Source organism: Enterococcus devriesei (assembly GCF_001885905.1).
Lineage (GTDB): Bacteria > Bacillota > Bacilli > Lactobacillales > Enterococcaceae > Enterococcus_A > Enterococcus_A devriesei.
The window spans coordinates 56,973-74,643 of sequence record NZ_JXKM01000001.1 but is presented as its reverse complement, the minus strand read 5'-3'; the positions used below and the strand labels follow the sequence as shown (position 1 = coordinate 74,643).

General features: G+C 41.6%; 21 protein-coding genes. 3 read left to right on the top strand and 18 right to left on the bottom strand.

Annotated elements, in window-relative coordinates; genetic code table 11:
• Nucleotides 1–10: 10 nt before the first annotated feature.
• Genes RV00_RS00330 through RV00_RS00320 form a run of 3 tightly spaced genes read right to left on the bottom strand, consistent with a single transcriptional unit; the run spans nucleotide 11 to nucleotide 2,605 of the window.
• Nucleotides 11–664 carry an amino acid ABC transporter permease gene (locus RV00_RS00330; protein ID WP_071860617.1) on the bottom strand — a complete coding sequence of 218 codons (654 nt, stop codon included), beginning with the start codon at nucleotides 662–664 and terminating at the stop codon, nucleotides 11–13.
• A 20-nt stretch (nucleotides 665–684) separates the two neighbouring features.
• Nucleotides 685–1,464 (bottom strand): amino acid ABC transporter substrate-binding protein, encoded by a 780-nt coding sequence (locus RV00_RS00325; protein ID WP_071860616.1) that lies wholly within the window; start codon nucleotides 1,462–1,464, stop codon nucleotides 685–687.
• A 1-nt stretch (nucleotide 1,465) separates the two neighbouring features.
• A complete protein-coding gene (locus tag RV00_RS00320) occupies nucleotides 1,466–2,605 on the bottom strand; it encodes a cystathionine gamma-synthase (protein ID WP_071860615.1) in 1,140 nt (379 codons plus the stop codon).
• Between the two features lie 266 nt (nucleotides 2,606–2,871).
• On the opposite strand from RV00_RS00320, the gene RV00_RS00315 reads away from it, so the two are divergent.
• Nucleotides 2,872–3,081 (top strand): hypothetical protein, encoded by a 210-nt coding sequence (locus RV00_RS00315; RefSeq protein WP_071860614.1) that lies wholly within the window; start codon nucleotides 2,872–2,874, stop codon nucleotides 3,079–3,081.
• 222 nt (nucleotides 3,082–3,303) lie between these two features.
• Here the strand turns inward: RV00_RS00315 and dapB are convergent, their stop codons facing one another.
• Entirely contained in the window at nucleotides 3,304–4,101 is a 798-nt protein-coding gene (gene dapB, locus RV00_RS00310; RefSeq protein ID WP_071860613.1) for a 4-hydroxy-tetrahydrodipicolinate reductase, read from the bottom strand.
• Between the two features lie 76 nt (nucleotides 4,102–4,177).
• Nucleotides 4,178–4,822, bottom strand: coding sequence for a hypothetical protein (locus RV00_RS00305; protein WP_071860612.1), 645 nt, complete (start codon nucleotides 4,820–4,822; stop codon nucleotides 4,178–4,180).
• 228 nt (nucleotides 4,823–5,050) lie between these two features.
• On the opposite strand from RV00_RS00305, the gene RV00_RS00300 reads away from it, so the two are divergent.
• Nucleotides 5,051–5,266: a hypothetical protein gene (locus RV00_RS00300; protein WP_071860611.1), complete on the top strand. Its 216-nt coding sequence runs from the start codon at nucleotides 5,051–5,053 to the stop codon at nucleotides 5,264–5,266.
• 49 nt (nucleotides 5,267–5,315) lie between these two features.
• Here the strand turns inward: RV00_RS00300 and RV00_RS00295 are convergent, their stop codons facing one another.
• The 3 genes from RV00_RS00295 to RV00_RS00285 are packed head-to-tail and all read right to left on the bottom strand — an operon-like array spanning nucleotide 5,316 to nucleotide 8,476.
• Nucleotides 5,316–5,954 (bottom strand): TetR/AcrR family transcriptional regulator, encoded by a 639-nt coding sequence (locus tag RV00_RS00295; protein ID WP_071860610.1) that lies wholly within the window; start codon nucleotides 5,952–5,954, stop codon nucleotides 5,316–5,318.
• A 4-nt stretch (nucleotides 5,955–5,958) separates the two neighbouring features.
• Nucleotides 5,959–7,569 (bottom strand): ABC transporter permease, encoded by a 1,611-nt coding sequence (locus tag RV00_RS00290; RefSeq protein WP_071860609.1) that lies wholly within the window; start codon nucleotides 7,567–7,569, stop codon nucleotides 5,959–5,961.
• Nucleotides 7,559–8,476, bottom strand: coding sequence for an ABC transporter ATP-binding protein (locus RV00_RS00285; RefSeq protein ID WP_071860608.1), 918 nt, complete (start codon nucleotides 8,474–8,476; stop codon nucleotides 7,559–7,561). Before RV00_RS00285 ends, RV00_RS00290 begins: the two co-directional genes overlap by 11 nt.
• A gap of 224 nt (nucleotides 8,477–8,700) precedes the next feature.
• Here RV00_RS00285 and RV00_RS00280 point away from each other — a divergent pair, with 224 nt between their 5' ends.
• Nucleotides 8,701–9,348, top strand: coding sequence for a DUF998 domain-containing protein (locus RV00_RS00280; RefSeq protein ID WP_071860607.1), 648 nt, complete (start codon nucleotides 8,701–8,703; stop codon nucleotides 9,346–9,348).
• Between the two features lie 20 nt (nucleotides 9,349–9,368).
• Here the strand turns inward: RV00_RS00280 and RV00_RS00275 are convergent, their stop codons facing one another.
• The 10 genes from RV00_RS00275 to RV00_RS16920 all read right to left on the bottom strand — a co-directional run bounded on the left by RV00_RS00275 (nucleotide 9,369) and on the right by RV00_RS16920 (nucleotide 17,664).
• Nucleotides 9,369–10,133 (bottom strand): acyl-CoA dehydratase activase, encoded by a 765-nt coding sequence (locus RV00_RS00275; protein WP_071860606.1) that lies wholly within the window; start codon nucleotides 10,131–10,133, stop codon nucleotides 9,369–9,371.
• Entirely contained in the window at nucleotides 10,124–11,299 is a 1,176-nt protein-coding gene (locus RV00_RS00270; protein ID WP_071861030.1) for a double-cubane-cluster-containing anaerobic reductase, read from the bottom strand. Before RV00_RS00270 ends, RV00_RS00275 begins: the two co-directional genes overlap by 10 nt.
• Nucleotides 11,300–11,737: 438 nt before the next feature.
• The gene (locus RV00_RS00265) at nucleotides 11,738–12,388 is read right to left on the bottom strand and encodes a TerC family protein (RefSeq protein WP_071860605.1); all 651 of its coding nucleotides are present in this window, start codon (nucleotides 12,386–12,388) and stop codon (nucleotides 11,738–11,740) included.
• Between the two features lie 110 nt (nucleotides 12,389–12,498).
• Entirely contained in the window at nucleotides 12,499–12,963 is a 465-nt protein-coding gene (locus tag RV00_RS00260) for a GNAT family N-acetyltransferase (protein WP_071860604.1), read from the bottom strand.
• Nucleotides 12,953–13,408: a GNAT family N-acetyltransferase gene (locus RV00_RS00255; RefSeq protein WP_249024039.1), complete on the bottom strand. Its 456-nt coding sequence runs from the start codon at nucleotides 13,406–13,408 to the stop codon at nucleotides 12,953–12,955. The genes RV00_RS00260 and RV00_RS00255 overlap by 11 nt, the downstream gene beginning before the upstream one ends.
• Complete coding sequence (locus RV00_RS00250; RefSeq protein WP_071860603.1) at nucleotides 13,405–14,142, bottom strand: N-acetylmannosamine-6-phosphate 2-epimerase; 738 nt, start codon at nucleotides 14,140–14,142, stop codon at nucleotides 13,405–13,407. The genes RV00_RS00255 and RV00_RS00250 overlap by 4 nt, the downstream gene beginning before the upstream one ends.
• A 109-nt stretch (nucleotides 14,143–14,251) precedes the next feature.
• A complete protein-coding gene (locus RV00_RS00245; RefSeq protein ID WP_071860602.1) occupies nucleotides 14,252–15,292 on the bottom strand; it encodes a serine hydrolase in 1,041 nt (346 codons plus the stop codon).
• A 260-nt stretch (nucleotides 15,293–15,552) separates the two neighbouring features.
• Nucleotides 15,553–15,987, bottom strand: a complete 435-nt coding sequence (locus RV00_RS00240; RefSeq protein WP_071860601.1) for a hypothetical protein — start codon at nucleotides 15,985–15,987, stop codon at nucleotides 15,553–15,555.
• A 504-nt stretch (nucleotides 15,988–16,491) separates the two neighbouring features.
• Nucleotides 16,492–17,397, bottom strand: coding sequence for a magnesium transporter CorA family protein (locus tag RV00_RS00230; RefSeq protein WP_071860599.1), 906 nt, complete (start codon nucleotides 17,395–17,397; stop codon nucleotides 16,492–16,494).
• A 135-nt stretch (nucleotides 17,398–17,532) separates the two neighbouring features.
• Nucleotides 17,533–17,664: a DUF2922 family protein gene (locus RV00_RS16920; protein WP_446681999.1), complete on the bottom strand. Its 132-nt coding sequence runs from the start codon at nucleotides 17,662–17,664 to the stop codon at nucleotides 17,533–17,535.
• Nucleotides 17,665–17,671 lie beyond the last annotated feature (7 nt).

Sequence of the window (17,671 nt, the reverse complement as noted above, 5' to 3'; positions counted from 1 at the left end):
GAACTTCCTCCTAATAGACCATCCGTTTTTCAAGCACGGACTGCAAATAATTCAAGAAGGTACAAAAAACTAAATAATAGACTGCCACCATGCTGTAAAGCAGCAATGGCTCATAGGTCCGTGCGGCGATTCGCTGAGCCGTCATGAAAATCTCCACAATCGTGATACTAGCAGCTAACGAGGTGTCCTTAACGAGACTAACAAAGTTATTCGACAACGGTGGCAAGGCGATTTTAAAAGCTTGTGGTGCGATGATCCGATACAAAATCTGCCAACGACTCATCCCTAATGATGCCGCCGATTCGTATTGCCCTTGAGGGATAGCTAATAAAGCGGAACGAATATTTTCAGAAGCATAAGCGCCGGTATTTAATGAAAAGGTCAAAATCGCGGCTGCCCACGCATCCATTTGGATACCGACTGACGGCAGTCCAAAGAAAACGATAAACAGTTGAACTAGTAACGGCGTTCCGCGAAAGATCCACACATATAAAAAGAAAAATCCGTTGAGTAGGCGATTTTTTGAAATCCGAGCTAAAGCGGTGATCAACGCTAAGACCATCCCTAAAGCAAAAGAGATCAAGGTCAAAGGAATCGTCATTTTTAGCAATGCCCAAAACAACGGCAGCGCTGAGCTTTGAATAATATCTAGCATTCGTTCCATATTAATTACTCCTTCAATCTCTATTTAGAAATATCTTTCTTAAAGTACTTTTCTGACAGCTTTGTCAAGGTGCCGTCTGCTTCTAATTCTTTGATAGCTTTATCCACTTTTTCGGCTAATTTTTCATCGCCTTTATGAAACATCGCTGCAACTTCGGTCGCTTCATTAGAAGCCTTGACGATTTTGATTGGAGCATCAGGCTTTTGATTCAAATAATCGTAATACGTCACGTCATCGTTCAAGGTAGCATCCGCGCGCTTGTCGCTGACTAATTCCACCGCTTTACTGAAGCCGTCGACGCTAGAAATCTCCGCTCCTAAGCCTTCCGCCATTTCCGCATAGTTACTAGTCAATGACTGTGCCGCAGTCTTGCCCTTCAAATCTGAGAAATCCTTGATACTGTCGTTGTCCTTATTAACGATCAACGCAGGATGCGAGACTGAATAGGGGGTACTGAACAAATATTTCTCCTTACGTTCAGGGGTGATCGCTACTTGGTTAAATACCACATCCGTCTTTTTCGCGTCAAAGGCGGCTAACATCGAATCCCATGGCGCTTCAACAAATTTTACTTTATAATCTATTTTTTTCGCGACCGCTTTGGCCACGTCAACATCATAGCCGGTTAATTTGTCATTCTCATCACGAAAAGAAAATGGTGAATAGGTTCCTTCTGTCCCGACCCGTAAGACCTTTTCAGCGCTTGAGCTGGCGGCTCCGCTGTCTTTTGACTGGCAACCGGCTAGAAATAGGACGCCCACGACTAACAAGCTAGCAACGGCAATAATTGATTTTTTCATTTTATTTTTCCTCCAATGCATGGTCCAAATCATTTTGTAAGTCCGTTAATTCTTCGATTCCCACTGACAAGCGAATCAAGCCGTCTTTGATACCCGCAGCTGTTCGTTGCTCCTTAGGAATCGACGCATGAGTCATAACGGCTGGTACTTCAATCAAACTTTCAACGCCACCTAAACTTTCCGCTAACGTGATGATCTGCAAGGATTCAACAAAATTCGCTACTTTACTTTCATCTACCAATTCAAAGGCGACCATTCCCCCGAAGCCCTTCATTTGCTTGGCAGCAATCGCGTGCCCTGGATGATCTGCTAAACCGGGATAATAGACGGTTGCGACGGCTGGATGCTTGGTCAAAAATTCCGCCACCGCTGTCGCATTCTTTTGATGGGCTTCCATTCGTACGGCTAACGTTTTGATTCCTCGCTGCAATAGCCAACTGTCTTGCGGACCTAAAACACCACCGATAGAATTTTGATAAAAACCAATTTTTTCTGCTAAGGCTTCATCATTCGTGGTCGCCAGTCCTGCGACTAAGTCACTGTGTCCACCTAAATATTTGGTCCCGCTATGCAAAACAATATCCGCACCTAGCGCTAACGGCTGCTGTAAATAAGGCGTTGCGAAAGTATTGTCGACGATCGTCAATAGCTCATGGCTTTTGGCCCAAGCGGCACTTTTTTCTAGATCGATAATTTTTAATAAAGGATTGCTAGGTGATTCTAAATAAAGAGCCTTGGTATTCTCCGTTAACGCCGCTTCAAGCTGTGCTGAATCCTGCGCATCCACCATTGTGTAGCTTAACCCTAATGGCGCAAAAACCTTTTCCAGTAAACGGAAAGTCCCACCATAAACATCGTCGCCTAAAATCAAATGATCGCCTGGTTGAAATAAGGATAAGGTCGCATGAATGGCTGCCAGTCCCGAAGCAAAAGCGAAGCCTTGCACACCGCCTTCAAGCTCAGCAATCAATTCTTCTAACGCCAAGCGAGTGGGATTACCTGAACGAGAATACTCAAAATCTCCTGGCTGTCCTAATTTTTTTTGCCGATAGGTCGAGGTTTGATAAATCGGCACACTAACGGCTCCCGTCAATGGATCTTCACTAATTCCTCCGTGGATCATCTTGGTTGATAAATGCATGTTTTTTCCTCCTGATTGTTTGTTTTTTTTAGCCTTTATCTTTTAAGCAACAACACATGGTAGTTCCTCCAATCTTATGTTTATCCTTTTTATTCTGCTGAGACACAAACCTTGCTCCAGCTGGGGTAGGCTTTTTCAAAATTTGAAAAAAGCTATTATTTTCGTACTTAATACAATTTTTTTATTATGCTAGTCATCTTTTGTGATGTAGCTAAATTCCACGCAGAATTTAGCATTGTCTTCGATGACATACGATTTTTCTAAATATGCTAAAGCATAAAGAAAAACTCGCAAAGCACAAAGAAAAACTTGCAAAATCTGAAAAAGATCGCAAAAAAGAGGTGCAAGCTATTAAAGCTGCACCTCTTAGAATCGCCAAAATTAGAAGTTTTCTTCTTTTTCAAACGAGTTCAGAACAGTTAATAGACATGACAAATCAGTATGCTGCTTTTTTGCACCATACAACAACAAGCTGATTGAACTGTTTGAAGATTTTGTTTCGCCATGTTGTTTGTCATGTGTCCTGACCTCCTTAAAATGATTGCACTCAATTTAGCATTTCCAAAATGAGAAGTCAATCATTAGCTTCTCAAATATTTTTTAAAATAACTATTTCCAAAAACGCCTCAATTTTCCACAATCTTTGTTGAAAACATTTTTAACCCACAATATCCCTAAATTTAATAACGAAATATTTTTTAAAGTTGCAACACATCCGTTACCGAATAATATCCCGGTTCTTGCTGCGCCAAAAAAATGGCACAATCACAGGCACCTTTGGCAAAGCCCCGCCAGTCAGTGGAATGATGACTAATCTCCAAGCGTTCTCCAAAGCCGCCAAAGAAAACAGTATGACTGCTTGGAGTATCCCCCATCCGCAAAGAATGGTACCCAATCGTACCCGGCGTTCGTCCCCCAACTCCTTCACGTCCGTAAACAGCAAGATTTGTCAGCTCACCACCTAATTCGTGAGCGATCACTTCACCCATTTCCTTCGCTGTCCCACTAGGTGCATCCTTTTTCCAACGATCATGCATTTCAACAATCTCGATATCGGTCTCTTCACCAATTACCGCCGTTGTTAGCTGCAATAATTTATTCATGACATTGACTAATTTTGAAGTGTTGGCGGCGTATAAAACAGGGATATTCTCACTAGCCTCTCTGAACAAGGCTTTTTCCTCCGGTGTAAAGCCAGTCGTTCCGCAAACCAGTGCTTTATGGTGAGCCTGCGCTAAACGTAAGACGTCTAAGCCCATTTCCTTCGTTGAAAAATCAATGATCACGTCACAGGAATCAATTACTTCAGCCAAATCATCCACGATTGGCACAGCTAATGTCCGTCCAAAGGTCATTTGTCCAAGATCCCCACCGATGTACGTTCGTCCTTGCGGGCCTACCCCCGCTACTAATTCTAATTCAGCGCTTTCAGCCGCGACTTGAGTAATCAAGCGCCCCATTTTCCCCAATGGTCCTACCACAATCGTTTTGATCATAAGCTACCGCCTTTCTTTAAACCGTTTTCAATTTAGTTTAACACGAAAAAACACCCAAGAATTATTTCTTGAGCGTTTAGAAAAACATTCGTAAAAAGGACCATAAATAGCGAAGCAAGCGATATAAAATAAACAAGAGAAACAAATTCCCAAAAATGAAACTGGCGGCATTGCCGGCGCTGGCTCGCAAGTTACTCAACGTGAAGCGCCGTAAAAAGCGCGGCATCGAGCTGTATCCATTACGTTTCAATCGGAATTTTTCCTCGTAGGTCAAGTCTAGCATATCGTAATAAACGATCTGCAAAGGCTCCCGTGAGAAAAAGGCCTTCGAAAAACCTACCATCAGCGTGTACTGCTTATTGTTAGACGGCAGATTGCGAACATTCTTTTTATTGATTCGCACATGTTCGTCATCCATCACATTGTAGCTGTATTCCTCTTCCTGAATCTGATGAATCCGTAATTCCGGTTGATTCTCAGCTAGGAAGCCTTGATAGATCGACACAAATTTTTGCTGTTGCAAATAAAGGTAGATCATCGCCGCGGCGAGTAGGATCATTAATAGACTATTTAACAAAATCGTATCGCCAATGATCATAGTGTAAGCCAAAATAATAACTAGTGCTACCCCGCAAAAAGTGAGCCGCTTTCGATAATATTTTTGGTACATAATTCGAATCGTCCGCTCGTAATAGTCAAAATCCGCTGCTGCAACATTCATCTCTTTTCCTCCTTTCGAATATTTATTTGTTCTTAGTATAACGGAGCGAAGAATAGATGTCAGTCTGTTTTGTTCATAAAGAATCATTTGACTCTTACCTTTAGACTATTTTAAAAAGCTTTGCCGAGAAAAAGTATATTTTACTGAGATACGCTTTTATTCTTTCTGAACAAGAGTATAATGAACGTGTAAAAACGATTACTTTTATTCAAGTGAAGGGGTACACTTATGAAAATGGCAATGATTCTCTCAACTATTCTGTTTTTCTTAGTTAATTTCTATCTTTTTTCTGTCTATTTCAAAGAAAAAAAAATCAAAGATCATTTGGAGAAACTGGCAGTCATGTTCGGCGCAAATATGAGTGTATTGTTTGTTGATAGCTTAATTTTATTTTTCGGCGCGCTGGCTGAAGAAGGATTCTTACTAATGACGATTTTTGCTTAACGACACATTTAAAAAGGCTGAACCAGTTAACTGGCGCAGCCTTTTTTTGCTAATCCTTTTCAATAAAACCATATTCAAGAATTTTTAATTTTCGTTTCAAGCGTTCAATCGCTGGCATTAAATCTTCGATCGTCTGCCATTCTGGATGCTGCGTTAATTCTTGTTGAATTTTCGTTGTCTCGCTATTTAAAACAGCATAGATGATCTCCAGTACTTCTTTTTCCTCTACCTCTTTTCGCAAAGGCAATTTGCCGATCACCTGATCCGTCAGCGTAATATTTTTACTAAAATCCTGATTGAGCTTTTCCGTCATTCGTTGCCGCAAAGGCTCTGGCAACATTGGCATCTCTGTATAAGCCTTCATTAAAAAATCAAATTCATTTGGATAGGTCAACTGTAGCTGAATTTTATACTTTGTCGCCTCAACGACCATTTCCAGTAAATCAGAAGCTTGCGTCCAAACGGAATAATCGATCCGCTGATAGAAAAAATCCGCTGCATATTCATAGGTTGCTTCATAGAGTCCACTTTTATTCCCATAGTAATGGAACAATAAACCCTTCGAAACCCCTGCCTGATTCGCGATTTCATCCGTCTTCGTTTCACGATAACCATTTTTAGCAAATAATTGAGCGCTGGTGGTTAAAATATTTTTTTCTTTTTGTGGATCTTTTACTACTTCTTTCATCGTCTCACTCCAAGTCCCGCTTATTGTAGCCGATGATCCCCAGTATCGTCAAACCAAGAAAGATCGCGACTAAAACAAGCGCCAACGATTGGTTCAATGCTTCGGTCGGCACCTTTCCCACCCAGCCGAGGGGCGAGATATTGGCGGTTTCCTCCGATAGATTCAACAACGGTCCGAACATTTTGATCAGGACACTGCCGGCTAAATACGCCCATAAAAGATTGGTTAATTTAGGCAAGGCGCCAGTCAATAAACTAGCGATTCCGACAAAAAACAGCGTTGCTGGTAAAAAGCCGCCGAGCGTTTCCCAAAAATACTTGATTGCTAAAGGGTGTTCCATCGACGCATTTCCAACAAAGAAAGCTCCCGCTAACGTAGCGACAAAGACAAGACAGCTAGTTATGATCCCGACAGAAAAATAACTCAAAGCTAAACGAGTCTTCGTGATACTCTTGGAATGGATGATTTCTAAGTAGCCTTTTTTGTCATCTGACTTCAAACGAAAAATAATCAAAATCCCACTGATCGCCGCAATAGCCACAAAAAACAGTCCCAGCATATTCAAAAAATTCAAGATCAATTCACGATTTGCCGCATGGATCTGGGTGACACCTAAGATTTTTTTATAAGTAGGATTGGTGCCGATAATATCGCCGATCGTACTAAAAATAGAACCATAAGCTGCTCCTAAAACGATACCGCCAATCAGCCAGCCAATAATACTGTTACGCTCCACCGTTAATACCAAACCAAGGGGCGAAGATAGCAATTTTCCAGCTTGATCTTTTCCACTTCGTTCTGTCAGTACACCACTGCCAATATCACGAGTCTCAACGATTTTGATCGCCGCAACGAAAGAAATCAAGCCTAACCCTAAGGTCAAAAGAATCGGCAACCATCGGTTGTCTGTATAAATCGCCGTCTTTTGAATCCAGCCAACCGGTGATAGCCAAGTCCACTTTGGTGCGCTAACGTCCGTCATCATCCGCATCAAATAGAAAATCCCGTATAAGCCATAGCTCATAAAATTGGCACTCCGGGCATTATTCGCTAGTTGCGCGAGTAATAAGCTAATGAAACCAAACATAATCCCGATTGAAGCGATGCTAATTCCCATCAATAGATCGCCTTCCATCGTCGCTCCATTCAAATTAGCAACGAACAGACTGACGACATATAAAATCCCCATCAAGCCATTGATCAATAAAATTTCCAGCGCAGTCGCGTAGGTTGAGGCCAGCCGGCCAACCGTCCGTGAACGAATCATCTCAACCAAACCCGAATCTTCCTGCGCGCGCGTATTGCCGATTGCTAGTGAAATATTCATAAAGACCATGAACATCCCCATAAAAACCAACATCTCTGAAGCAAAAACATTCGCGGTCGTATAGGGTTTCGTTGCGGAAAATTCGCCAAATAGTGAGACCATCGCTGGTGTCTTCAAGGTTTCAACGATCGCATTGATGTCGGTTTGCGTACCGAAAAGGACATTGAATTTCGTTGCCGCCGAAGCAAATAGTCCCACTAAAATCGCGATCCAGACAAGGTGCTTCAGCCGGTTTTGCTTCAGATTGGTCCGTAGCAGATAGCCTGTTTTTATCCCACTATGCCCCATGAGAATCATCTCCTTGTTGCTCGTAATAGCGCATAAATAAATCTTCTAAAGTCGGCGGTGTCGAGATCAGATTCACGATTTTCTTGTCCGCTAAAAATTGCATGATCTGCTCCATTTGTTCCCGGTCCACGGAGAGCGCCGCTTGGCGTTTTGCTTCATCCGTAAACGTGGCCTTGTGGACGCCCGCTAACTCCTCGACACCTGCCATTGATGAGGCAGTTTCTACCGTCATTTCCATCCGAGTCAAGTGGCGCATCGAAGCGAGATCTCCCGTCTCGATGATTACGCCGTCACGAATAATGGCGATCCGATCACACATTTTTTCCACTTCCGACAAAATATGACTGGACAGTAAGATACTTTTACCGGCTTCTTTTAATTTCAATACTTCTTCTTGGAAGGTTTTTTCATTCAAAGGATCAAGCCCTGAAGTCGGCTCGTCGAAAATATACAACTCCGCTTCTTGGGATAAGGCAGCGATTAAAGCAATCTTTTGCCGATTGCCTTTTGAATAAGTGCGGGCCCTTTTCTTGGGATCTAGTTGAAATTTTTGAATCAGCTCTTCGGTTTTTGTTGTCCGCTCTTGCCCGTTTAAACGCAGCAATAAGTCAATAATTTCTCCGCCAGTCAAATTAGGCCACAAATAAACATCACCGGGAATATAGGCAATTTGTTTGTGGATCGCCGTATCCTCTTTCCAAACATCTTTGCCAAAAATCGTCGCTTCACCGCCGGACTTTTTCAGCATACCTAACAAGACTCGGATCGTCGTTGACTTGCCGGCGCCATTTGGTCCGATAAAGCCTAAAACTTCCCCTTTATTAACTGAAAAGGTCACGTCCTTTAACGCTTGAAACTTACCAAACTTTTTTTTCAGCTTATTTAATACCACGATTTCTTTTTCCATCGTCCTCACTCCAAACTTATTTTTCCCCTTAACCGATGAGCCGTTGCTCGTATTTCTTTTTATAATTTGAGGATACTCTCTTTTGACTTTCTAGTCAATGACTTTGCAGTCAATCAAGTCTTTTCGCAAAATAATTCTAAAAGCCCGCTTCATTGGTTAATCCTCGAAATATTTTTTAAAATAAAGTACAGTTAAAGAGACAAAACTTTTCACAAGGAGCTCTTATGACGTTCATCAAAAAAATTTCTCCGTGGCTGCTGATTCTAGCAGTAGTAGGCGATTTTTCATTGCCTTATATTCTAGGGCGTTTTTACCCCGGCTTCGACCAAGCTACCATGATTATCAGCCAATTAGGTGAGGATGGCAGTCCAGTCCAACAAGCCTTCAATCGTGGTTCCATCGTGACCGGCAGTTTATTCATGCTATCCAGTATCGGTGTCTATCTTTTTTTCAGATCTGAGTCAAAGCGTTTGGCGCAAATCTTAGCCGGTGCGATCGCTTTATACGGCTTTGGTGATTGTTTGCTGACAGGGCTGGTCCATATCAGCAAATCCGCCAGCTTTTTCAGCCCCGCCTATTTTTTACACGCGGCTTTTTCCGGGATTGCAATGGTCGCCATGATGTTTGTCCCACTTTCGTTAGCTTATCGAGCAGCAAATAAAAATGAAAAACTCGTGGTGATTTTCTATCTCAGCTGTTTAGTGTTATCGATTATTGCATTGCTGCTATTCGCGGCCTATTATTTACCCATCGTAGGTGCCAAACTTTCCTCAACGCGGGGACTGTGGCAGCGAGTCTCACTGTTCTTTTTATACTTACCCGCCTTTACCGTAGCTGTGAAACAACTTAAAGGAGCTAGGACATTATTATAGTCCTAGCTCCTTTTTACTGGCTAATTCAATTTTTTCATTCCAATTTGGGCTGCTCCAATCGCACCGGCATATTGCGATAGCTCATCGGTCTGGACTGGGGCATTCACATACTGAGCCAACACGTCAGAAAACGTTTGACTCTTTGAAAGTCCGCCGGTAAACAAGACCGCTTCTCCTCGCTTCGGTCGCAATTTGGAATATTGACTGCTGATCCGTTTCGCGATGGAATGTAGCACGCCTAACGCAATATCCTCTCGTTTCTCTCCTTTTGAAATCAAACTGATGACTTCTGATTCTGCGAAGACCGTGCACATACTGTTGATTGTCACCGGCGTAGCTTCTGCCACAAAGCTATCTAAGTCAGAAATATCTTCGCCAAGTGTGCGCATCATAACTTCTACAAACCGCCCCGTTCCTGCGGCACAGCGATCATTCATGCTGAATTCGACGACATTGCCATTACCGTTTAGCTGGATCGTCTTACAATCTTGTCCACCGATATCGATTACTTGTTTCACTCCAGGGGTTAAATATTCCGCGCCTTTTCCATGACAAGTAATTTCTGTCACAGCCAAATCCGCCGGAACTAGTTTTCTACCATAACCGGTGGTGATTAATTTGGGGTTCTTCACCTGTTGGGGAGCACTTAATTGTTCAACGACTTGTTCCATCGCGCCTTTGGGGTTTCCAGCAGTGGGAATTAAATATTTACGAATCAGCTCGCTATCCGAAAAAAGCACACCTTTCGTCGTAGTTGAACCTGAATCTAAACCGATTATATACATACAACCTCTTCCTCAAGCATTTCAATAAATGCAGTCACACGGGTATTGATTTGTTCGATATCTGAAGTCGAATAGTCCGTCTCTAAATACATATACGGAGTGTCCTTTTCTTCCTTCAAGAAACGTTTGATTTTTAAGGATTCCACTGAAAACGGAATACAATTTTGTAAAACCATGTCAATCACACCATCGACTTGATAGTCATCGATCATCTGACTCAATAATTCTTTTCTGGGCTGATTGTTAGACATGCAAGCACAGCCGATATTGATGTATTTGTCTGTTAATGCTTGATAAACATCTGCTTCCGTCTCGTCTACCAAACGTTCCACCGCTTTAGCGACGGTACAATTTTCGTAAGCCACGACGATTCCGCCATTTTCTTCAATCGCTCGAATGACTTTTTCTGTGACGCCCCCCATTGGTGAGCCGGTCACTAAAATTCGCGGCTTTCTGTCTAAATACTGCCCCGCCGCATAATGTTCCTTGATCTTCGCAGTGGTTTCCTCCAGCATTTGGATGACTTCTTCTTTATCAAATTTATATTGCGAGCCGTACATTACTTTAAAAATTTCTTGTCCACTGATCGCCGGCGGATTCAGTTGGCCTAATCGGTAAAAATTCTGTTTAGCTTGCCGCTCGCGATTTTTCAGCAGGATTGCCTCACGAATTTTTTCTTCGGTAATCTCTACTCCTAAAAAGTCTTCTAATTTTTCTTTAAAGCGCACCATCTCACTGTACCAAAGTTGTTTGCTGGCTTCGCTGTCACGATTATGGGGCAGGTGCATCAAATACGTATCCTTGAATTCCTCCATGTATTCATACATTTTCTTTTTGCCGTCACAAGTCGTCTCACCGACTACCAAATCAGAAAAATAAAAATACGGACATTTATCTGTTTTACCGAAACCGTAACTAGACTTGATCAAGGGACAGAGGTTTCGCGGCAAATCTTCTTCAGCATCGGGGATCGTTTCATCCGAGGTGGAACACAGACTGATTTGGATCGCCCCGCTGGCTAACACCAATTCTTCCGGCATAAAGGTACAATAGACCCCCACTACCGGCTGGCCCTTCTCTTTGATTTCCTTCACTGTTAAAAAGCCTTGTCTTCTGGCTTCACCAAAATCGTCAAAAATCTCCGGTAAACTTGTTTTTAATTCCACATTATCCATTCCTTCCTTTTTGAGAATCCACTTTTTTGTATCGATTTCCTCCCAAAAAGAGCACACCAAAAAGGCCTGCTCCCGGATAAATTTATTTGGTTTTACCCCAGGAGGAAAAAGATTTAGTTAACGCCCTTAGAACCTCTAAGTGTTGAGCAGCTCATAGTCATCGGCCAAACATACTTTCCACCTCCTGATCTCTTTTCCCAGTATCACCATGATGTCTTTTTGACATCGCCAAAGTTTGTGTAAAGGTTTACAATTACTAGTATAACGAAGCAAATTTTTCTCCACAAGGCTTCTTAAAGAGAATCGTTCTCACTCTGGTCTTTTTCATAACCAAAAGAATAGAACCTGTGACAAAAGCCTCGTCACAGGTTCTATTCTTGGATAAACAGCGTTCCAAAAGTAGCTTCTGTCACGTCCGCATCTTTTCAATTATGATTCTTTTCGATTAAACAAGAAATAAATTCCCGCCAATAAAAGACAAGCAGCCAAGGAAACGATATGCCCACTAGCTAGTCCGCGGAACAAATGGTGAATAAAATCATCTTCTACCAGCATCGTTCCAGCGGTGTAGGCGATCAATAGCGCTCCGATCCAAATCAACCACGGGAAGCGATCCATTAATTTCAAAATCATCTGACTACCGAAAATAACGATTGGAATACTGATCACTAAACCTAAAATCGCTAAAACAAAATGCCCATCGGCTACTCCAGCGATCGCCAACACATTGTCTAAACTCATCACTAAATCTGCGATAATAATCGTCCGCACTGCCGAGAAAAAAGTCGTTTCGCTTTTGATGTCGGCTTCTTCGCCATTTGATTTTAACAAGTCATAGGCGATATAAAAAAGTAGGATACTGCCAACAATTTTTACATAAGGAATCATCAATAATTCTACCGCGATCAGCATCAAGATGATTCGTAAAACCACGGCACCACTTGTTCCAATCACGATTGCCTTTTTCTGCGAGTCACTTGGTAGTTTTCGCGTCGCCAATGCGATCACCACTGCGTTGTCGCCACTTAACACCAAATTCAATACAATAATCGAAAGAATCTTCGATAATATTTCAATCATTTGTTTCCACGCTCCTATTCAACTTATCTAAGATACTACTTTTTTTCAAAAAGTGCATGGGAATAGAATGATACCTATCAGAAACTTTTCTTTTTTGTAAGAACTTGGGATCAAGCTTCAGTTGAAGCGTCCTCCGCATCTTTTCGTAAATAAACCATATCTACCAACTGAATGCCATCCTCGATAATAGGTTCAGCGTAATTGTCAGTAAAAAAATTCTGCTTTCGATGCGACTCTCGGAAGCCACAACTTTTATAAAAATTCAACGTTTTTGGAACATCCCCTGTTCCAACGTACATCGTTTGATACTCGCCTAAAAATTCCGCCAAGAGAAACTTGACCAGCGCTTTGCCGTAGCCTTTTCCTTGTGCCGACGGGTAAGTGGCGAGGCTTTTCAATTCGCAGTCACGTTCATTTAATGCTACCACCACCGCTTCACTTTTAAGCCCATCGTCCTCTAACACAAACATGCGGCCCGCCTCAAGATAGCGATCGATCATATCCTCTTGTTCATCGGCTAAAAGTAGCAGCTCGATATAAGCTTTCTTATTGGTCGTAATTTCTTTAATTTTCACCATGGGCCTCCCTTTTTAGCTGTAGAATCGGAAATGGCTTTCCTTGTTCATCAAATTCTGAACGACCCATGATTTCAAATCCAAGATGCTGATAAAAACCGAAACCCTGTTGATTTTCCTCATTGACGTCCACATATTTAATTTTCAATTGTTTGATTCCATACAGCAAAAGTTTTTTTCCGACACCTTGTCCTCGTACCTTTGCGTCAACAAAAAGCAACTCAATTTTTTCACCTTCGACACCCATGAATCCAAGGATTTCATCATCATAATAACCATACAATTGATCAATCGTTTGCAATGCATTTAAAACTTCTGGCTTTAATGCTTCAATCTCCTTTTTAGCTAAAAAAATATGGGTTGCAGTTACTGAACGCTCCCAAATGTTCAGCATCACAGCTAGTTCATTCTTCTTAAGTTGTTTGATTTGGCGAATAGCTGTCACTGAGTCGACTCCCCTTGCTCAAAGGTGTCCTTTTCTATTATCCCCAACGCTTCTACAAACCGTCCCGTGATTTCCTTTGGTCGCGTGATTGCACCGCCAACGACGATGCCTGCTACCCCGATTGCCTGCACCTTTTGCGCTTGTTCAGGTGTCTGAATCTGACCCTCAGCGATCACGTCCACACCTTTTTCCACCAGCTGTTTCATCAATTCATAATCTGGACCGGCACCTTCTCGCGCCGCGCTTTCCGCTGTATACCCACTTAACGTCGTCCCGACAAAATCAACGCCCGCTTCAAAAGCGTTCAAGCCTTCTTCAATAGTCGCGATGTCCGCCATCAATAATTGATCCGGATATTTTTCTTTGATTTGTTTTACAAACTGCTGAATCGTCAGGCCATCATGGCGTTTGCGCAAAGTACAATCAAGAGCGATCACTTCGACACCGATCGCCGCCAGTTCATCGACTTCCCGCATACTTGCAGTAATAAATGGTTCTTCCGGCGGATACTGCTTCTTAATGATCCCAATCACAGGCAGATCGACCAACGCTTTGATTTGCTGAATGTCTCGCACTGAATTGGCTCGAAGTCCAACAGCACCGCCTTCTTTTGCCGCCAATGCCAATAACGGCATTACTCCACCACTTTCAGTATATAAAGGCTCTCCCGGCAATGCCTGACACGATACGATCAAGCCACCAGCGATCCTAGCTAAAAATTCTTCTTTTGTCATTTTCCCACTTCCTTAAAGTTATTTTCTATTCAAAAGCGTATCACGCCTGCATCTTCCTGTATAGAAAAAAACGGTCTTCACACGGTCGAACTTGTGTGAAGATCGTTTTTTATTTTAACTTGCTGGCAGCCAAACTATACTCCGCGATTGCTTCTCTAGTTTTGACGATATCCGGCACTTCTTTCGTTAATACGACGATCGCATACGGATCATCCTTAGCAAAAACGATCCCAATATCATTTTCGACCTGATCTTGTTCACCGGTAATATTAGCTACTTTGAGATCCTTCGGTAATTTATGGGGGATCTTCGTCCGAATCTTTTGCCCTTCCATGATAGCGATCATGGTTTTTTGCGGCTCTTGCTCTTTTTGATCATAGAGCTTTTCCAAGAGCTTCAGACAATCATTCAAGGAGGTGTAATTGTCTTTATCACTTTTTACATTGATATCCAGCATTCGTCGTTCGATCTTCGTATCTTGATACCCTTGTTCTTTGAAATACGCATTCATTTGATCGATGCCATAATGATCGATTAACACATTCGTCGCGTCATCGTCATTTTTTTGGATCATCGGCTCCAACCATTCCCTCAAATTCTTACCATCAATTTGCTGGTCATTCTTTTGCGCCAGCGCGTAATCCATAATGAAAACCTTGATCACATTCGCGGCAACGGTCGCTTCCGAATTTTTACTAGAATAGTCCCGGCCACTCTTGAAATAATGTACGCCATAATACACTTTGCCGGCACTTGCCGTCAACTTAGTGCTATCCAGCTTAGGCAGCGCTGCTTGTTTGGTAGTGGAAGATTCCTTCGTCTGACTTTCCTTTTTTGTGCTTTTCGTTGTCGCCGTCTTTTTCTTAGAACTTTTCTTGGAGCTGTTCTTTGTAGCCTTGCTTGTTTCTTTTGTCGCTTTTGCTTCACTCGTTTTTTTCGTTGCGACTGTTTTTTCTGAAGGTTTGGTTGAACTAGCAGCTGTTTTAGCCTTGGCCTTTTTTTCCGGCTGAACGACTTCTTGCTTTTCGCTATCATAATTCAGCACGGTTCGCACGCCAAAAAATAGTGCTCCTGACAAAGCGACTGCTAATAGCCCAATGGCGACATATTTGCCTTTTGATTTTTCGTTTGGGTCGGTATGTCTTCCCACATTCAACACCTTCTATCTAATGATTTTCATCTAATAATCCAGGAAACGTTACATATCCATTATCTATCATCAATAGTTTATCATATTCCTATCAGTGAGTTATTAATTTAACTGAAGAAAAACTATTTTTATAAGTATTCACCTTTTAATTATTAGCCTTCCTTTTTTCATATTTAATTTTTACTTTGAGTGCAACAAAAAAAGACTGTTCCCCTTCAATTAAGAAAACAGCCCAAGCTTCAACCTTTTTCAGTAAAAATTTAAATTAATTCTTCAAAACGATCGGCGATTATCGCCAGATGCAGCTGTTTATAATCTTCATAAGCACGACACGGAACGCCCTCTTTGTAGCAATCATCATTTACATAGATTGGCACAAAGCCTAATGATTCGGCTTCTTGCAACTGAGGCAATGAATCGGAGATGAAATAGACCTTGCCTTGCTGCAATTCGTCTTTCAAAAAATCTAATAAGCCATGTGCCACTTGTCGACCGGCTTCACCATTGATCGAAAAATCAAAGTACTCTGCCAAATCATGCGCCAATAAAATTTGATTCATTGACTGCTGATCAGTAAATACCATACCGATCCGCTGCTTACGCCGCTTTAGATAGTCTAAAAATTGCGCTGCTGTTGTTTGACTTTCCTCATTAAGAAAGACACTTTCACTTGAAAATACAAATGTTTCAACCATTTCAATTCCTCCAATACCTTTCAATCTAGTTTAAAGTGAATAATTTCACAAATGGCCGTAAAAAAATATAGCTCTTTCTAATTATTTCTTAACTTACATCATTTTTTGACTACTGTCAAACTTTTTTCTACTTAAACCAATTCTTTGAGACTGCTAGTTTTCATTTGTTCTTTGAGCTTAACAAGTCAACATTCAATTTTTACTTTTGTATTTTTTCCAATCTCTATTCCAAAATAGCATATATTTGTGATTGTATCCACTATTAGGGAATGGCTAATATTTAGTTTTGATAATTTATAATGAACACAATTAACGACGATATGCAGAAGTTGCTCACTTACACTGATAACATTTCTAAACAGCAGCATTCCCATACTAAATATTCCTAAATAATTGTATATCATTGATCTTGCCTATCTTTTTACATTTATCAAAACACTCTAAACAAAAAAGATCGAAAGCAAGTCAGCAAATCAACTCCTTTTCGATCCTTTATTAATTTGATTATTTCATCAAGCGCCGTAAAATACCTGACAAAGCAAACCACAAAATCAGACTGACAATGATAGTGATCACCCAGCCAAAGGCATCGTGTTCCAGCGGCAACGGCATATTCATTCCGAAGAAACCGGAGACGATGGTAGGAATCGTCAACAGTACCGACAACACTGTCAAGATCCGCATCGTATCATTCAGATTATTATTCAAGACATTGTTATAGGTGCCTGAAAGCTGCTGCAAAATCTGGGAAGAAAGCTGCGTCATCTCCACCAATTGCTTGGCTTCGATCAAAACATCATCCAAGCTTTCCTTCTCCGAATCACTTAAACGACGATAAATGCCATGACTTTTGATTTGCTGCACTAACAAAACATTTTGACGAGAGGCCGTTACAAAATAAACAATTCCCGTCTCTAAATCAGACAGCAACAATAGATTTTGCTTTGTGGTCTTCTCCCGCAACAATTGACTGATCCGCTTACGATCACGATCCATCCCCTCAACAAAGGGAAAATACTGATCAGAAATAATAAAGAGACTGTTAAACAATACTTCGAACAGACTGCTATTCGGATTTTTATCTAAATAATTTTTGATCTCAAAGTAGACGTATTTGCTGTGCTGATTGGTCACGGTGATCAAGGTGCGGTTCACGACGATGAAGGTCATAGGCACCGTTTCATAGTGATTGTCGATCTTGCGACGATTAGGCGCATTGAAAATCAGCAATAGTACGTCAGTCGCCTTATCGTAATCTAAATGTGCCCGTTCATTACGGTCCAAAGAATAATCAACGAATTCACTATCGATCCCATAATCGCGGTAAAGATTCTTTAATTCCTCCGTATTTTCCGCATCGATATTGATCCAGCTACTCATTTGATTGTTAAATACTTCTTTTGTATACATTCCACTAGCTCCTAACGATCTCAACGATAATATCCGTTTGCATTCTATCATAGAACCCGCCAAATGTACCTCTTTCGACCCTAAAATATCAACAAAAAACCTGACGTCTTTCACAACGTCAGGCTTTGCACTTAGTTAAAATAGTTCTGTTTCGATGGTTTCTACCAACTTCGCGCTAGTTGCTCGCTTGAATAATTGAACCCCTTCTTTTGAAAAGAGCTCCAGTTCGCATAATTTTTCCAATTGTTCGCGAACTTCCGGCGCTATTAGGTCC

What these genes read in the sequence shown, in the direction of transcription:
- RV00_RS00330 (WP_071860617.1), bottom strand. Translation starts at nt 664, where the DNA reads ATGGAACGAATGCTAGATATTATTCAAAGCTCAGCGCTGCCGTTGTTT.
- RV00_RS00325 (WP_071860616.1), bottom strand. Translation starts at nt 1,464, where the DNA reads ATGAAAAAATCAATTATTGCCGTTGCTAGCTTGTTAGTCGTGGGCGTC.
- RV00_RS00320 (WP_071860615.1), bottom strand. Translation starts at nt 2,605, where the DNA reads ATGCATTTATCAACCAAGATGATCCACGGAGGAATTAGTGAAGATCCA.
- RV00_RS00315 (WP_071860614.1), top strand. Translation starts at nt 2,872, where the DNA reads ATGCTAAAGCATAAAGAAAAACTCGCAAAGCACAAAGAAAAACTTGCA.
- dapB (WP_071860613.1), bottom strand. Translation starts at nt 4,101, where the DNA reads ATGATCAAAACGATTGTGGTAGGACCATTGGGGAAAATGGGGCGCTTG.
- RV00_RS00305 (WP_071860612.1), bottom strand. Translation starts at nt 4,822, where the DNA reads ATGAATGTTGCAGCAGCGGATTTTGACTATTACGAGCGGACGATTCGA.
- RV00_RS00300 (WP_071860611.1), top strand. Translation starts at nt 5,051, where the DNA reads ATGAAAATGGCAATGATTCTCTCAACTATTCTGTTTTTCTTAGTTAAT.
- RV00_RS00295 (WP_071860610.1), bottom strand. Translation starts at nt 5,954, where the DNA reads ATGAAAGAAGTAGTAAAAGATCCACAAAAAGAAAAAAATATTTTAACC.
- RV00_RS00290 (WP_071860609.1), bottom strand. Translation starts at nt 7,569, where the DNA reads ATGGGGCATAGTGGGATAAAAACAGGCTATCTGCTACGGACCAATCTG.
- RV00_RS00285 (WP_071860608.1), bottom strand. Translation starts at nt 8,476, where the DNA reads ATGGAAAAAGAAATCGTGGTATTAAATAAGCTGAAAAAAAAGTTTGGT.
- RV00_RS00280 (WP_071860607.1), top strand. Translation starts at nt 8,701, where the DNA reads ATGACGTTCATCAAAAAAATTTCTCCGTGGCTGCTGATTCTAGCAGTA.
- RV00_RS00275 (WP_071860606.1), bottom strand. Translation starts at nt 10,133, where the DNA reads ATGTATATAATCGGTTTAGATTCAGGTTCAACTACGACGAAAGGTGTG.
- RV00_RS00265 (WP_071860605.1), bottom strand. Translation starts at nt 12,388, where the DNA reads ATGATTGAAATATTATCGAAGATTCTTTCGATTATTGTATTGAATTTG.
- RV00_RS00250 (WP_071860603.1), bottom strand. Translation starts at nt 14,142, where the DNA reads ATGACAAAAGAAGAATTTTTAGCTAGGATCGCTGGTGGCTTGATCGTA.
- RV00_RS00240 (WP_071860601.1), bottom strand. Translation starts at nt 15,987, where the DNA reads ATGGTTGAAACATTTGTATTTTCAAGTGAAAGTGTCTTTCTTAATGAG.
- RV00_RS00230 (WP_071860599.1), bottom strand. Translation starts at nt 17,397, where the DNA reads ATGTATACAAAAGAAGTATTTAACAATCAAATGAGTAGCTGGATCAAT.